The sequence below is a fragment of the Candidatus Izemoplasmatales bacterium genome, assembly GCA_041649275.1.
Taxonomy (GTDB): domain Bacteria; phylum Bacillota_I; class Bacilli_A; order Izemoplasmatales; family Hujiaoplasmataceae; genus UBA12489.
In genome coordinates this window covers 40,597-54,575 of sequence record JBAZNL010000011.1, presented here as the reverse complement: position 1 = coordinate 54,575, position 13,979 = coordinate 40,597, and the positions used below count along the sequence as shown (strand labels likewise).

Genomic DNA, 13,979 nt, shown 5'->3' with positions numbered 1-13,979 from the left:
TTGGACAGCGAGGCGTTGATCGTGTCGATGTCGTAGGAGATGACGCTGATGATGTCGCCCGTCTGATGCCGGTCGAAGAACCCGACCGGCAGCGAGGCGAGCTTGTCGAAGGCGTCCTTGCGCATCCGGTAGACGATGTTCCGGCTCAGCCGGATCATCAGGAGCGCGAGCAGGTATCCCAGCGCCGACGACATCACGTAGAAGCCGACCATCATCCCGACGTAGCGGAAGACGACCGCGAAGTCGACGCTTCCGGCCCCGGGTTCGATCGCGTCGATCGCGTAGCCGGACAGTTTCGGACCGACAAGCGAAAGAAGGTTGCTCGCGACGCTCAGGACGAAGGCCAGAAGCAACAGCCATTTGTACGCATAGAAGTATTTTCCGAGGCGGCGGAGGATAAGCGTCGTCTTGACGGTGGGACGTTCGAACTTGCCGCTTCCGGCGATGCCCTTGCCGAAATCGGGACCGGTCTTCGGACTCATCGCGCCGTCCCTCCCATCTGCACTTCGTAGATCTCGCGATAGCTCGCGCAGGACGAGAGCAGTTCGCGGTGCGTGCCGTAGCCGATGGCCTTTCCCTCGTCGAGGACGAGGATCGCGTCGGCGTTCTTGATCGTGCTCACGCGCTGGGTGACGATGATCGAGGTCGTGTCGCCGTACTCCTTCGACAGCGCGCGGCGGAGGGCCGCGTCGGTCTTGTAGTCGAGCGCGCTCGAGCAGTCGTCGAGCAGCAGGATCTCGGGGTGGGCGGCGAGCGCGCGGGCGATCAGAAGACGCTGCTTCTGGCCGCCGCTCAGATTCGCGCCCTTCACCGTCAGGACGTGATCCAGTCCTTCCGGCCGTTCGGCGATGAAATCGGCCTGGGCGGTCTTCGCCGCGGCGACGATTTGCTCGTCACCGAGCGCCCGGCCGAAGTCGATGTTCTCGCGGATCGTGTCCGCGAACAGGAAGTCGTTCTGGAAGACGACGCCGAACTTCGTGTGAAGGACCTCCGTAGGCATGCCGTCGAGGCGGTCGCCGTCGATCCGGATCTCGCCCCGGTCGGGGTCGTAGAACCTTAGGAGCAGTTGCAGAAGCGTGGTCTTGCCGCTGCCGGTGGGACCGATCACGCCGAGCGTCTGGCCGCGCTTCAGGGCGAAGCTGACGTCGGACAGGTTGTTCTGGATCTTGTTGTAGGAAAAGTCGACGTGACGGAAGACGATGTGGTCTTCACCGTCCTCGTGGTCACGTTCCGCGGTCGCCATCGTGTCCGGCGCATCCAGGACCTCGGCGATGCGCCGGGCGCTGGCGGCGCCCTTGGAATACATCATGAAGAGGCGCGACACCATCATCAGGGCGTTCAGGATGAGGGCGAAGTAGCTCAGGAAGGCGATGATCGTCCCCGGTTGCGAGACGCCGGCGTCGACGCGGAAGGCGCCGACGACGATCACGAGCGACAGTCCGACGTTCAGGAGCACGTTCATCGCCGGATTGGTGATCGCCATCAGGTTGCCGGCGCGCTGGTCCTTGCGGATCAGACGGCGGTTCGCCTCGTCGAAGCGCTCCTTCTCGTATTCGGTCTTGGAGAGCGCCTTGATGACGCGGACGCCGGTCATGTTCTCCTGGACCTTGCGGACGAGCTGGTCGAAGGCGACCTGCGTCTCGGTGTAGCGCGGGATGCCCCGCTTGGAGACGTACCAGACGACGAGCGAAAGCAGCGGCAGGGTGCCGACGAGGACGAGCGTGAGCATCGGCTCGAGCGTGAGCGAGACGAAGATCCCGCCGAGCAGGATGATCGGCGCGCGGATGCCGAGACGCTGCATCCGGTCGATCATCGTATGGACGTTGTAGGTGTCGGAGGTGAGCCGGGAGATGAGCGACGGGATCGTAAAGCGGTCGGTCTGCGCGCACGAGAGGGCCGAGACGCGTTCGAAGAGATCGTGACGGAGACGTTCGGTGATGTCCCGCGAGATCTTCGTCGACATCCGGTTGGCGACGATGTTCCCGACGAGCGCGAGCGCGGAACAGAGGACCATGAGGGCGCCCCAGAGGAAGACGGCGTTCATGTCCCCCGAAGGCACCGCGTCGTCGAGGATAGTCGAAAGCATCCACGGCAAAAACAGTTCGATGACCGTGGCGGCGAACTTGATGAAGATCTGCAGGCTCATCACCGGCAGATGCGGCCGGACGAACCCCCAGACGCGCTTCATCGGGCGTCTTCCTTCCGTTTCGCGTCGCGGGCCTCGGCCCTCGCCGCGACGCGTTCGAGGAGGGCGTTCAGGGTTTCCGTCTCCGCGGGGGTGAACTCCGCGCAGAGATAGTCGCTGTATTCCCGAAGGACGGCCCGCACGCGCGGCAGCGCCTCGATCGCCTTCGCGGTCGGATGCACCTCGATCACGCGCCGGTCGTCGGCGCTTTTCCGTCGCTCGACGTAACCAAGCCGTTCGAGCAGGACGAGTTGCCGCGTGACATTGCTGCGATTCACGTGGAGACGCTGCGCGAGCCGCTCCTGCGAGATCCCGGGCTGGCGGCAGAGATGCAGGATGTAGCTGCTCTGGTAACCGTTCAGTCCGAGGTCGGCGAGTCGATCGCCGTGGAATTGGATCGCGCATCGCGCGGTGACGCTGATGTACTTCATGCATCCGGTCATACGGGTCCTCCGTCGTGTCTTATCGTTGCGCACGCAACAGATTCAGTTTACTACGGTTTCGCCGAAAGTCAAATGGATTCGGTAAAAAAAGCGAAAGAAAGACCGTCCGGAGAACGGACGGTCGGATCGATCCAGCAGGGATGTCAGACCCTGTCGAGCAGACGCTGCATGGTTTCCGCGAAGGCACCGACGTCCTGGCCGTCGACGAGCGCGTGGTGCGCCGCGACCGAAAACGGGATCAGCGTCCGGCCGAGGACGTCGCGGTACTTTCCCCACGTCAGGCGCGGGAAGGAATCGTCGGGGTTCCCGGGCATCGCGTGTTCCACCGCGGTGAACGAAACCCAGGGCATGCTGGTGATGAAGTAGAGGTCGTCGACGCCCGGCTCGTCGGCCACCGAGACCGACTTGCGGGCGATCTCCGACAGGCGCTCCGCCGTGGCGATGAAGGTCGCCTCGTCCTCGTGGTACGGGACCGTGAGGAACCGGAAGACGCCTTTGTCGGTCATCATCGTGAACGACGGGCGGCAGGTCTCGTGCAGGACGACGGCGTCGCCGCGGAGACGGAGACGGAACGCCTCGACGGCGTTCGCCGCGGCCGTCGCCACGCGCGTGAACGACAGGAAGAACGGCTTCCCTTCGGCCTTGATCCGCGCGAGGAACGCCGTCAGGTCGAGGTCGAAGCAGACGTTGAAGAAAGGATCGCGGTAATTCTTGAAAAGCTCGTAATGGGCGCGGCGGTTCCAGGTGTTCGGGTCGATCGTCTTCACGGCCTCGAAGCCTTTCCCGTCATTCGCCTTCCGGCTTGTCTTCGTCCGTTTCCGGCGTCTGCGTCTCGATCAGGGAAGGATCGGCGGGGGCCGGTTCCTCTTCCGCCGGCCGGATCACGTAGTCGTCGGGGTTCACGGTGTTCTGGAAGAGGGCGCGGGCGCGCAGGGCGGTGTGGTGGTTCTTGCCGTTGGCGATGACGAAGGCGAGCTTCTTGTCCATCGCTTCGACGTCGCCGACCTGACGGTCGTAGAGGGCGAGGCGGTACTGGTGGATGAGTTTGGTGGAGATGTAGCCGTCGTCGCGGTTGAAGTGCTTCTCCATCACTTCGCGGTAGTGCTCCGGATCAAGCGAGAGCTTGTCGAGGGCTTCGAGGATCTCGAGGTAGTTGGCCGCATAGCCTTGATATTTCGGCGCGATCCGCGACTGGATCCCGCGCAGGCGCTCAAGCCCCTCCTTGAAGGCGGCCTCGTCGCCGAGCTCGAACTCGGCATAGCAGACGAAGGAGACGATCAGGACGTGGTAGACGCCGTCGAGCCGGTCGAGGCGGATGCCGTTGAACGTGCGGACCGCGGCTTCGTAATCGCCCTTGTAGTAGAGACCCATGCCGAGGTACATCGCATAGATCGCGGCGATCTTGTCGGTGGGGGCGTTCTCGACGCCCTCGCGGGCGAGTCGGACGGCCTCCTCGACGTCGAGGTCGTAGTCGACCAGCATCGTGAACTTGGTGCCGAAGACCTGGAGCGGTGCGAACATGCGGGTGCGCAGGACGGTGAAGGCGGTCATCGCGACGAGCGCGATCCAGAGCCAGTATTCGGACTTTCCGAAGAGCGCGTTCAGGACGATCGCGGCGACGCTCGCGACGCCGATCAGGACGATGACGATGATGTATTTCTTGCGGTTGAACATGGGGGATCCTTCCTTTCTCAGATATCGTTTCCCAGGACGATGTCCTCGTCCTCGAAAAGGTACAGTCCGAACGTCTCGGCGACGTCCATGAAGATGTCGATGATGCCGTAAAGTTCGAAGTCGACGTCGCCGACGACGTCCTTCACGACGCTGTCGACGTAGACGCCGAGGTTCTCGTCGATCCCGGTCTTCGCGTCGAGGATGTCCTCGAGGAAATCGAGCAGGTCTTCGAGCTTCTTGGGGTCGTAGTCGGCTTCCTTCTCCTCGAGCTCGTAGCGGACGTCCTCGACGAACAGGATGTGGTTCACCGCCGGGGCGTACTCCATGAAGACGTGCAGGTCGCCCTTGAACTTCGTCTCGAGGTAGAGCTTGCACGATTCGAACTGGTCGTGGAGGAATTCGAGACCGACGTGGAAGATGCGCTCGAGGTCGGAGTCGAACTGCATGCGGTCGCCCTTGACCTCCTGATACACGTGGTCGAGCACGGCATACACCGGCAGGAACCGATCGTAGAGCGGCGAATCATGCTCCTTCAGCTCCATGTAGAATTCGTGGTTTTCGGCGATCCAGGCGAGATATTCGCGGAACAGGTAATCCATGCGTTTCCTCCGTGGCGGGTCGTAAGAGAAGGAAAAACCACTAGCGCGTAGTGGTTTTTCGCAAATCAGGCTTTGTTGGCGGAACCGAACAGGTTGATCTTCTCCCTGACGGCGGCCTTGATCGCCTCGTAGCCGGGGGCGAGCAGCTTGCGCGGATCGAATCCCTTCGCCTTCGTGTCGAGATCCTTGCCCTCTTCGACGTACTTGCGGGTCGCGGCGGCGAAGACGAGCTGGCATTCGGTGTTGACGTTGATCTTGGCGACACCCAGGGAGATCGCCTTCCGGATCATCTCGTTCGGGATGCCGGTACCGCCATGGAGCACGAGCGGCGTGGCGGGGACTTTCTTCTTGATCGCGGCGAGGGTATCGAAGTCGAGACCCTTCCAGTTCGGCGGATAGATGCCGTGGATGTTGCCGATGCCGGCGGCGAGGATCGTCACGCCGAGCGCGGCGATGCGGGCACATTCGTCCGGATCGGCATGTTCGCCGCGGCCGTGGACGCCATCCTCTTCGCCGCCGATGGCGCCGACTTCGGCTTCGATCGACAAGCCTTTGGCGTTGCACAGGGCGACGAGTTCGGTGGTCTTCCTGACGTTCTCGTCGATCGCGAACTCCGACCCGTCGAACATGATCGAGGGGAAGCCCGCATCGATCGCCTTGAGGGCGCCTTCGTAGGTGCCGTGGTCGAGGTGGACGGCGACGGGAACGGTGATCTTGAGCGAATCGACCATCGCGGCGCACATCGCGACGACGGTCTTGTAGCCGGTCATGTACTTCGCGGCGCCTTCGGAGACGCCGAGGATGACCGGAGAGTTCAGTTCCTGCGCGGTCGTGAGGATCGCCTTGGTCCATTCGAGGTTGTTGATGTTGAACTGGCCGACGGCATAGCCTTCCTTGAACGCTTTGGTGAGCATTTCCTTGACGGAAACAAGTGCCATATGATGCCTCCATGGGTGTTGATTCGTGTCTTTTTCCAACCTCCATTATACAGAATGGGAGGTTGAAAGTAAAGGCAATTCCCCCAACGCGGCGGGAGATGAAAAGGGACCGGCCTAAGCCGGTCCCGGAGGGGAAACGTCAGATGCCGGCGACCGCCATCGAGGCGATCTTGACCGACGGCGTGGTGATGCCGTAGTAGCCGGTCTTCGAGTCGTCGGCCACGCCGACGACGTCCTTCATCATCTGGACGAAGTTCCCGGCGACGGTCACGAGCGCGACCGGCGCGCCGATGATGCCATCCTCGATGACGAAGCCCGAGGCCTGGAGTGAGAAGTCGCCGGAGATCGGGTTGGCGCCGGCGTGGGCGCCCTGGACGTCCTTGATCCAGAGGCCCTTCTTGCAGGATTTCAGGAGTTCTTCCGGTTTCGACGTTCCCGGCAGGAACTTGAGGTTGACGGCGGCGACGGCGGATCCGAAGCCGTTGCCGGTCGAGGCGACGCCGTCCTTCTTCGCGGTCACGAGGTTGTAGAGGAAGGTCTTCAGTTCGCCCTTGTCGATCATCGCCTTGTAGCGGGTCGCGACGCCTTCGTCGTCGAACGAGCGGGAGCGGCTCGATTTCGCCTGGAACGGATCGTCGACGATCGAGACCAGCGGCGAGCCGACGACGGTGTTGAGCTTGCCCTTGAGCAGCGACATGTTCTTCTGCACGGCTTCGGCGGAGAAGATGCCCTGGAAGGCCGAAAGCAGGGTCGCGAGCGCGTCGGCGTGGAAGACGATCTCGTACGCGCCGGTCGGGACCGGTTTCGCGCCGAGCGCCTTGACGGCGTCGCTCACGATCGCGCCTGCGAGCTTCTCGGGGACGAAGTCGGCCGGGTCGTTGGAGACCACGAGGTCGAAGGAGGTACGCTGGTCGGCTTCGTTCTTGACGATCGCGGAACCGCCGAACATCGCCGAATTGACGACGTTCTCGAGCTTGAGGCCCTTCGTGTTCTGAAGGAGGACCTTGCGGGTTGTCTCGGTATACATCGACTCGACGATCGTGACCAGCGGATCGGCGGCGTGCATCGCCTTGTCGAGCGCCTTGACCTTGGCGATCTTGAGGGCGACGTCCTCATTCGTGAGATTCTCGTTCAGCAGGCCGTCGAGCTTGGCGTATTCCTTGTCGCCGGCGTAGATGATCGCGTCGTCGAGCGAATCGATGATCTTCGCCGATTCGATGACGGCGTCGACGATCGTCGGAATCAGCGAATCGTCGAGGACCTCGGTGACGTAGCTTCCCATCTTGCCGTTGTAGACGCCGCGGACGGTCATGCTCGACGTGTCGGCGATCTCGTACTTGTCGAGTTCGCCGTCGAAGACCTCCAGCGAGAGTTCGCTTCTGTTGGAGAGGAAGACGGAGACGTCGCTTACGCCTTTCGCCTTGGCTGATTTGAAAAGCAGTTCGATGTTCATCATCGTCATTTCCCTCCCTTGCGGCCGCCGACCGTGATCGACGAGACGCGGATGGTCGGCTGCCCGACGTCGGCCGGGATCGAACCCGAGGACGAACCGCACATGCCGCGCGCGCGGTCGAGGTTGCCGGCGATCATGTCGATGTTCCAGAGGATCTTCGCACCGTTGCCGACGAGCGAGGCGCCGCGGACCGGTTCGGCGATCTTGCCGTTCCGGACCATGTAGCCTTCGGACACGGCGAAGTTGAAGTCGCCGTTGCCCGGATTGACGGAGCCGCCGCCCATCTTCGCCGCGTAGAGTCCGTATTCGGTGGCGGCGATGATTTCCTCGAAGGTCGAGGTGCCGTTGTCGATGTAGGTGTTCGACATGCGCGACGTCGGCGAGTAGCGGTAGGACTCGCGACGCGACGAACCGGTCGGCGCATGGTTCATGCGGCGGCTGTTCAGCTTGTCGACCATGTAGCTCTTGAGGATGCCGTTCTCGATCAGGACGCGACGCTGCTGCGGGTAGCCCTCGTCGTCGAAGTTGGCGGAGCCCCAGCCGTGTTCGATCGTGCCGTCGTCGATCGCGGTGACGATCGGCGAGGCGATCTGGGTGCCGAGCTTGCCGCAGAAGACGGAGGCATTGCGGGCGACGGACGTCGCTTCGAGCGAATGCCCGCAGGCCTCGTGGAAGATGACGCCGCCGAACTTGTTGTTGATGATGACGGGCATGATGCCGGACGGGCAATCGTCGGCGAAGAGCATCGTCTTCGCCGTGCGGGCCGCGTCGCGGGCCGCCTCGGCGACATCGAACTCCTCGAAGAAGTACTCGTAGCCCTTGGCGGCGCCGGGTCCTTCGCCGCCCGTCTGCATGACGCCGTCCTTGGAAGCGATTGCCTGGATGTAGGCGCGGACATGGGTCCGGCAATCCTCGACGAAACGGCCTTCGCTGTTGGCGATCTGGACGTTCTGCACCGAGTCGAGCAGGTTGACGACGACCTGCGTGATTACCGGGTCGACCTGCTTCGCGGCGTCGTACGCCTTGCGCATGAGTTCCACCTTCGTCGCCCGGGCGACCGAACGCGGATCGACCTTCGCGCGATGGCGCGTGCCGATCTCCGGTTCTCCAAGCGAGACCGGCGCGATCTTCGCGGCGTTCTCGAAGGATTTCGACAGGTCGGACGCCAGTTTCACGACGTCGTCCGGATTCTTGCTGTTGGTATAGCCGTAGACGCTCCGAAATCCGAGGGCGAGACGGATGCCGACGCCGAAGATCTTCGCTCCGTTGGCCTTCTCAATCCGGCCGCCGACCAGCTGGATGGTCTCGGAGGACGTATCCTCGACGAAGACCTCCGCGAAATCGGCGCCGGTCGCGAGTCCGGTCGCGATCGTTTTCTCGATCAGAGACTTTTCTAAAAGCATGCTGCCACCTCCATGGATGTTGAAAGAATTATAACACGCGGGCGCGGATGAGGACAAGGCTTTTTCCCATATTGGGTTCATGAAAAGGGGCGGCGCCTTGGCGGCGTCGCCCGCGATTTCGTCAAGAAAGGTACAGAAGGGTATATTTGCGTTTGAGATAATCGACGTAGTGGGACGGGTCGAACGGCGCGCCCGTGACGTCGAGCATGATCTCTTCCGGAGACTTGCTGCCGCCGAACCGGTGGATCTTCTCCTTCAGCCAGGCGTTGATCGGTCCCATGTCGCCGGAGCGCAGGATCGCGTCGACGTCGAGTTCCTTCCTCATCGCGTCGTAGATCTGCGCCGCGTAGGCGGTTCCGAGCGCGTAGGTCGGGAAGTAGCCGAAGAGGCCGCTCGACCAGTGGACGTCCTGCAGCACGCCGAGGGTGTCCGTCGGCGGGACGATGCCGAGATAGCTCTTCATCAGCTCGTTCCATTTCGCCGGCAGTTCGTCGACGCCGAGTTTGCCCGAGAAGAGCATGCGCTCGATGTCGTAGCGGACCATGATGTGGAGCGGATACGTGAGTTCGTCGGCTTCGGTCCGGATGAACGAAGCCTCGACCTTGTTGGCGGCGCGGACGAAGTCGGCGACGCCCACGTCCCCAAGCTGCGTCGGGAAGCGGCGGCGAAGAGCCGGAAGATGCTTCTCCCAGAACGGCTCGCTCCGTCCGAAGACGTTTTCGTACATGCGGGACTGCGACTCGTGGATTCCCATCGTGGTTCCGCTCGCGAGAAGCGTCGGATCCCAGACGGGGTCGATCTGCTGCTCGTAGGTGGCGTGCCCGAGTTCGTGGATCGTCGAGAAGATCGACCCGAAGACGTCGTTCTCGTCGTAGCGGGTCGTGAGCCGGACGTCGGCCGGGGAGGTGTTCCACGTGAACGGGTGCACGCTCTTCTTGAGGAGACCGCGGTTCGTGTCGAACTTCATGACGTCGAGCAGATGCCGACTGAACTTCTGTTGTCCCTCGACCGGGAATTTCCTGCCGGCGATCGGATCGACGCGTCCCTTCGCGGCCGCGAGGACCTGCTTCACGAACGGCACGAGGTCGCGCTTGAGGACGGCGAAGAAACGGTCGTACGCCGCCATCGACATGCCTTCCTCGAATTCGTCGAGGAGGACGTCGTACGGTTCGCCGGGAATCCCGTAATAGCCGACGAAGCGGCGGTTGGCCGCGACGATGTCGGCCAGGAAGGGCTTGAAGGCGTTCCAGTCGTTCTTCGCCTTCGCGTCCTCCCACGCGGGCTGGGCGAGGGTGAGGAGCCGCTGGTAGGCGACGAATTCATCCTCGGGGACACGGACGATCTTGTCGAGCGCCTTCTTGGCGCGGCGGATCTCCTTGGCGGTCGCGGGATCGAGCTTGTCGATGTCATGGTAAAGGGCGTCGACGATCTCGCGGTACTCGGGGCTGGTGGAGCGACGGAAGATCTCCCCGCCGATCGCGCCCATGACGTCGGCGCGCGCCGCGAAGGCGCCGCGCGGGGCTTCGGTCTCCGAGTCCCAGCCGATGACGTTCATGACGTACTGGTAGATCTTGATCTCCTTGACGAGGGTTCTGAAGCGTTCGATGTGGTTCATGAAGGGGTCCTTTCGTGAGATGGATTTCGTTTCCGAATCCATTATATCATTTTTCGCGGATGCGGATCGTCCCCGAAAGGGATTTGGTGGATTTGACCGCGATCGGCCGGGACCGGTCGGCGTTGTTGATCTCGACGTCGCCGGAGACGCTGTGGAGTTCGATCGACTCGGGATAGAACTCGGTGCCTTCGAGATCGCCTGACACGGTATGGAAGACCGCGTGACGGCAGGTCGAGTCGACGATGGCGATGTCTCCCGAGGTGCTCGCGAACGTCATGTCGCCCTCGCAGACGAGATGCTCGACGTCGAGGTCGCCGGACACCTGGGTGACGAAAAGCGTCCCGACGATGAGGTGGGCGATCCGGATGTCGCCGTTCACCGAGGCGATGTCGACCCGTTCGAACGCGCCGTCGGCGATCGTGCCGTCGCCGGAGGCGATGTTGATCTTGAAGGTCGCGGCCTTGATTCCAGCGACCTTGTAGTCGCCGCTCGCCTGCTGGATGACGATGTCGCCGACTTCGAGGTCGGAAGGGATGCGGATGTCGAAGCGACGCGCGCCGCGGTCGAACCATCCGCCCTTCTCGCCCTTCTTCATCCGGACGTAGAACTCGTGACCCGAGAAGCCGATCTCGTAACGGTCCATCGAGATTCGGCCGTCGACGAAGACGGCGATGTCGGCGCGGGATTCGGCGACGAGATCGATGTCGTCGGAGGCGAGCCGGATCGCGATGTCGATCTTCTTTTCGGGCGGGACGGCGGCGAAGACGGCGCCGGACGCATCCTTCGGTTCATCGCGGTCGCGTTTCGCGCCGCAGGATTCGACCAGGTCGGCCGCCACCTTGCGGGGGCTGCCGAACTTGGTTTCGATGTCGGCTTCGGAGAGACCGCTGCGAAGGGCTTCGCCGATCATTTCCTCATGGTCGGCGAGGATGTCGTTGATCTCCGTTTCCGAGAAGCGCTTGGTCTCACTCAATGCGGTCTTTAAAGCGTCTAAATACTTCTTCACTGTTTTTTCCTCCTTCGTTCAGGATCTCGTAGACCCCGGTGATGAAATGATCCCATTCGTCGCGCAGATTGAGATAGTGTTCGAAACCGCTCTTCGTCATCCGGTAGTACTTCCTCGGCGCACCGAGGTCGGATTCGCGCAGATAGGTTTCGCAGTGGCCGTCTTCGGTCATCCGGCGCAGGATCGGGTAGATCGTGTTGTCGTTCACGTCGAGGTGCTTCGAGACGTTGCTGATGACGAGGTAGCCGTACATGTCCTCGCGTACCAGCTGCGACATCACGCACAGCTCGACGATGCCGCGTTTGAATTGTGCATTCATGCAATCCCCTCCTTCGGTAGTCATTATAACACACTACTGTGTACCACACAATAGTTATTTGACGAAAATGTCGACGAAAACAAGATTCGGGATCGTCCATGGTCACGAATCGAAAGTTCGTTGAATCCGGACCGATGTTTTTGGATCGCATATGGTTGCTTCCGCAAGCGTGATATAATAAAAACGACAACACGATCCGACATGAACATGGGCTGGAACACCCGATGACGGAAACAACTGCGAATGCGTCGACGGACGATCGTCCGGTTCGACCCGGCATCGATCGCGAACCGATCTGAATGGATGATTCACGACGATTCGAAAAGGGGGAGTACCATGAGAAGATTCGGAATCCTGTTTTTGCTTGTGGCGGGTTTTTCAACGCTCTTCGGGTGCGGTTTGTTCGGAATCCCGACATCGACGGTGACCACCGCCCCAACCGCTGCGACGACATCGGCGACCACGGCCGCATCAACGACCGGTGAAGTGAACGTGACGACGACCGTCTCGGCATCGACCGTCTCGGCATCGACCGTCCCGGCAATCACCACCGTCGGAACGACCACGGCCGCGATTACGACGACCGTTTCGACAACGACGGCCGCGACCACAACGACCGTTTCGACGACCACGGCCGTGATCACGACGACGACCGGAGAAACGACGACGATCGAGACCGTCCCGATCGTCACCGGTCTGACGAACGCGACGACCGCCGATCCCGGGCCGATCGCTGGCGCGCTGATCGATGAAGTCGCCCACCTCTTCGTCTCGGGGATGCAATGGTTCGACATCGTTCTCGAGGAAGACGGGCTCGTGAAGGTCTATTCGCTCGGCGATCTCGACCTGCAGTGCCTGCTCTTCGATTCCGACATGATGCCCCTGTTCTCCGACGACGACTCCGGCTTCATCGGCAATTTCATGGCGGAGAGCTACCTGACCGCGGGAACATACCATCTTTCCGTGTTCGGTTATGACGAGACGGTGTCCGGCGACTACCGCATCGTTGCGGAACTCCTCACTGACACGGATGCGGCCTTCGTCGTGAACTCCCCGGTCGAACATGTCGCCGGGGCTGTCGATCTCTTCGACTTCACGATCACCGAGGAAGGATACTTCACCGCTTATACGCAAGGCTTCTTCGATACGTTCGGCTATCTCTACGATGCGGAAGGAAATCAGCTCCTCGAAAGCGACGACGACGGAACGAACTACAACATCCGCTTCGACGCGTATCTCATGCCGGGCGACTATTCCATCACCGTCGAGGGGTACGAATCGACGGGGACGGGGTCCTACCGCATGGTCGCCTACATCGTTCCCGAAGTCGCCGGCGACCATTTCTACAGCCACGACGCCACGCTTCTGGCGGGAGGAGAGCACGAATACCAGATCGTCGTCGACGAGGCCGGCTATCTCACGATCGCGACGCTCGGACTCCTCGACACCTACGGATACCTCTTCGACGAATCCCATGCGGTCCTCGAGCACGACGATGACGACGGTTACGAATACAACTTCATGATCGAATGCTATGTCGAACCGGGAACATATTACGTCAGCGTCGAAGGCATCGACGATGAGATCGCCGGGGATTACCGGATCAATGCCGATTTCGTTCCCGCACGCTCGCCGGACCATCGATTCACGGCGGACGGGCACATCGATTCGGACGGCTTCGTCTGGTACGACATCGTCGTTCCCGAAGAAAGCTACATCATGGCCTACGCCGAAAGCGACATGGACTCCTACGCCGAACTCTACGATTCGGACATGGTCATGCGACTGTACGACGACGATGCCAACGGCAACAGCGATTTTCTCATCCTGTATCGCGCGCAGGCGGGAACGTATCATCTGAAAGTCTGCGGCTACGACGCCACCGACGAAGGCGACTACCATCTCGTGGTCGACCTCGTCCCGATCAGCGGGACGATCCCGGGATATGTCCAGAGCACCTTCGCGACGGTGGTCGCGGGAATCGGCGAGACGCATACGGTCGTCCTTACCGAACCCGGGTATCTGACAGTGTTCGCGATCAGTTCGATCGACACGTTCGGTTCGATGTACGACGGCGAGATGACGCTTCTAGACACGGACGACGATTCCTACAGCGAATCCAATTTCATCTTCGGCGCCTATGTCGAGGCGGGAACCTATACCTTCGTCGTCGCGGGTTACGACGAGGAGATCAACGGCACGTACCTGTTCGTCGTCGGTTTCGCACCGAACGTCGAGTGAACCTCACAACGCCAAAGAAACGGCGATGCGGAATCGAAACGGGGTTCATGGATCGCATCGATCCATCCCCCGAGTCGATGTCGCATTGAAATACGGAGTCGTC

General features: G+C 61.5%; 14 protein-coding genes. 1 reads left to right on the top strand and 13 read right to left on the bottom strand.

Annotated features, from left to right (window positions below; all coding sequences use genetic code 11):
• The 13 genes from WC509_06755 to WC509_06695 all read right to left on the bottom strand — a co-directional run.
• The coding region (locus tag WC509_06755) for an ABC transporter transmembrane domain-containing protein (protein MFA5007149.1) at positions 1–482 on the bottom strand (482 nt) is incomplete at its 3' end.
• Positions 479–2,188: an ABC transporter ATP-binding protein gene (locus WC509_06750; GenBank protein ID MFA5007148.1), complete on the bottom strand. Its 1,710-nt coding sequence runs from the start codon at positions 2,186–2,188 to the stop codon at positions 479–481. The genes WC509_06750 and WC509_06755, both read right to left, overlap by 4 nt.
• Positions 2,185–2,628: a MarR family transcriptional regulator gene (locus WC509_06745; protein MFA5007147.1), complete on the bottom strand. Its 444-nt coding sequence runs from the start codon at positions 2,626–2,628 to the stop codon at positions 2,185–2,187. Before WC509_06745 ends, WC509_06750 begins: the two co-directional genes overlap by 4 nt.
• A gap of 143 nt (positions 2,629–2,771) precedes the next feature.
• Entirely contained in the window at positions 2,772–3,395 is a 624-nt protein-coding gene (locus WC509_06740) for a CatA-like O-acetyltransferase (GenBank protein ID MFA5007146.1), read from the bottom strand.
• Between the two features lie 19 nt (positions 3,396–3,414).
• Positions 3,415–4,302, bottom strand: coding sequence for a hypothetical protein (locus tag WC509_06735; GenBank protein ID MFA5007145.1), 888 nt, complete (start codon positions 4,300–4,302; stop codon positions 3,415–3,417).
• A 17-nt stretch (positions 4,303–4,319) separates the two neighbouring features.
• On the bottom strand, positions 4,320–4,901 hold the full coding sequence (locus WC509_06730; protein ID MFA5007144.1) for a hypothetical protein: 582 nt from the start codon (positions 4,899–4,901) through the stop codon (positions 4,320–4,322).
• Positions 4,902–4,966: 65 nt separating this feature from the next.
• Entirely contained in the window at positions 4,967–5,839 is an 873-nt protein-coding gene (fba, locus tag WC509_06725) for a class II fructose-1,6-bisphosphate aldolase (protein ID MFA5007143.1), read from the bottom strand.
• A 139-nt stretch (positions 5,840–5,978) separates the two neighbouring features.
• The gene (locus WC509_06720) at positions 5,979–7,295 is read right to left on the bottom strand and encodes a TldD/PmbA family protein (protein ID MFA5007142.1); all 1,317 of its coding nucleotides are present in this window, start codon (positions 7,293–7,295) and stop codon (positions 5,979–5,981) included.
• 2 nt (positions 7,296–7,297) lie between these two features.
• Positions 7,298–8,695 carry a TldD/PmbA family protein gene (locus tag WC509_06715; protein MFA5007141.1) on the bottom strand — a complete coding sequence of 466 codons (1,398 nt, stop codon included), beginning with the start codon at positions 8,693–8,695 and terminating at the stop codon, positions 7,298–7,300.
• A gap of 121 nt (positions 8,696–8,816) precedes the next feature.
• Positions 8,817–10,310, bottom strand: a complete 1,494-nt coding sequence (locus WC509_06710) for a carboxypeptidase M32 (protein ID MFA5007140.1) — start codon at positions 10,308–10,310, stop codon at positions 8,817–8,819.
• A 46-nt stretch (positions 10,311–10,356) separates the two neighbouring features.
• On the bottom strand, positions 10,357–11,316 hold the full coding sequence (locus WC509_06705) for a DUF4097 family beta strand repeat-containing protein (protein ID MFA5007139.1): 960 nt from the start codon (positions 11,314–11,316) through the stop codon (positions 10,357–10,359).
• Positions 11,276–11,635, bottom strand: coding sequence for a PadR family transcriptional regulator (locus WC509_06700; GenBank protein MFA5007138.1), 360 nt, complete (start codon positions 11,633–11,635; stop codon positions 11,276–11,278). Before WC509_06700 ends, WC509_06705 begins: the two co-directional genes overlap by 41 nt.
• 308 nt (positions 11,636–11,943) lie before the next feature.
• On the bottom strand, positions 11,944–12,279 hold the full coding sequence (locus WC509_06695) for a hypothetical protein (protein MFA5007137.1): 336 nt from the start codon (positions 12,277–12,279) through the stop codon (positions 11,944–11,946).
• On the opposite strand from WC509_06695, the gene WC509_06690 reads away from it, so the two are divergent.
• Positions 12,272–13,876 (top strand): hypothetical protein, encoded by a 1,605-nt coding sequence (locus tag WC509_06690; protein MFA5007136.1) that lies wholly within the window; start codon positions 12,272–12,274, stop codon positions 13,874–13,876. The two genes, WC509_06695 and WC509_06690, sit on opposite strands and share 8 nt — an antisense overlap.
• Positions 13,877–13,979: the final 103 nt, after the last annotated feature.

Bases quoted from the DNA above. Each gene is read 5' to 3' on its own strand.
- WC509_06715 (MFA5007141.1), bottom strand. From the start codon at position 8,695: ATGCTTTTAGAAAAGTCTCTGATCGAGAAAACGATCGCGACCGGACTC.
- WC509_06750 (MFA5007148.1), bottom strand. From the start codon at position 2,188: ATGAAGCGCGTCTGGGGGTTCGTCCGGCCGCATCTGCCGGTGATGAGC.
- fba (MFA5007143.1), bottom strand. From the start codon at position 5,839: ATGGCACTTGTTTCCGTCAAGGAAATGCTCACCAAAGCGTTCAAGGAA.
- WC509_06710 (MFA5007140.1), bottom strand. From the start codon at position 10,310: ATGAACCACATCGAACGCTTCAGAACCCTCGTCAAGGAGATCAAGATC.
- WC509_06745 (MFA5007147.1), bottom strand. From the start codon at position 2,628: ATGACCGGATGCATGAAGTACATCAGCGTCACCGCGCGATGCGCGATC.
- WC509_06720 (MFA5007142.1), bottom strand. From the start codon at position 7,295: ATGATGAACATCGAACTGCTTTTCAAATCAGCCAAGGCGAAAGGCGTA.
- WC509_06730 (MFA5007144.1), bottom strand. From the start codon at position 4,901: ATGGATTACCTGTTCCGCGAATATCTCGCCTGGATCGCCGAAAACCAC.
- WC509_06735 (MFA5007145.1), bottom strand. From the start codon at position 4,302: ATGTTCAACCGCAAGAAATACATCATCGTCATCGTCCTGATCGGCGTC.
- WC509_06700 (MFA5007138.1), bottom strand. From the start codon at position 11,635: ATGAATGCACAATTCAAACGCGGCATCGTCGAGCTGTGCGTGATGTCG.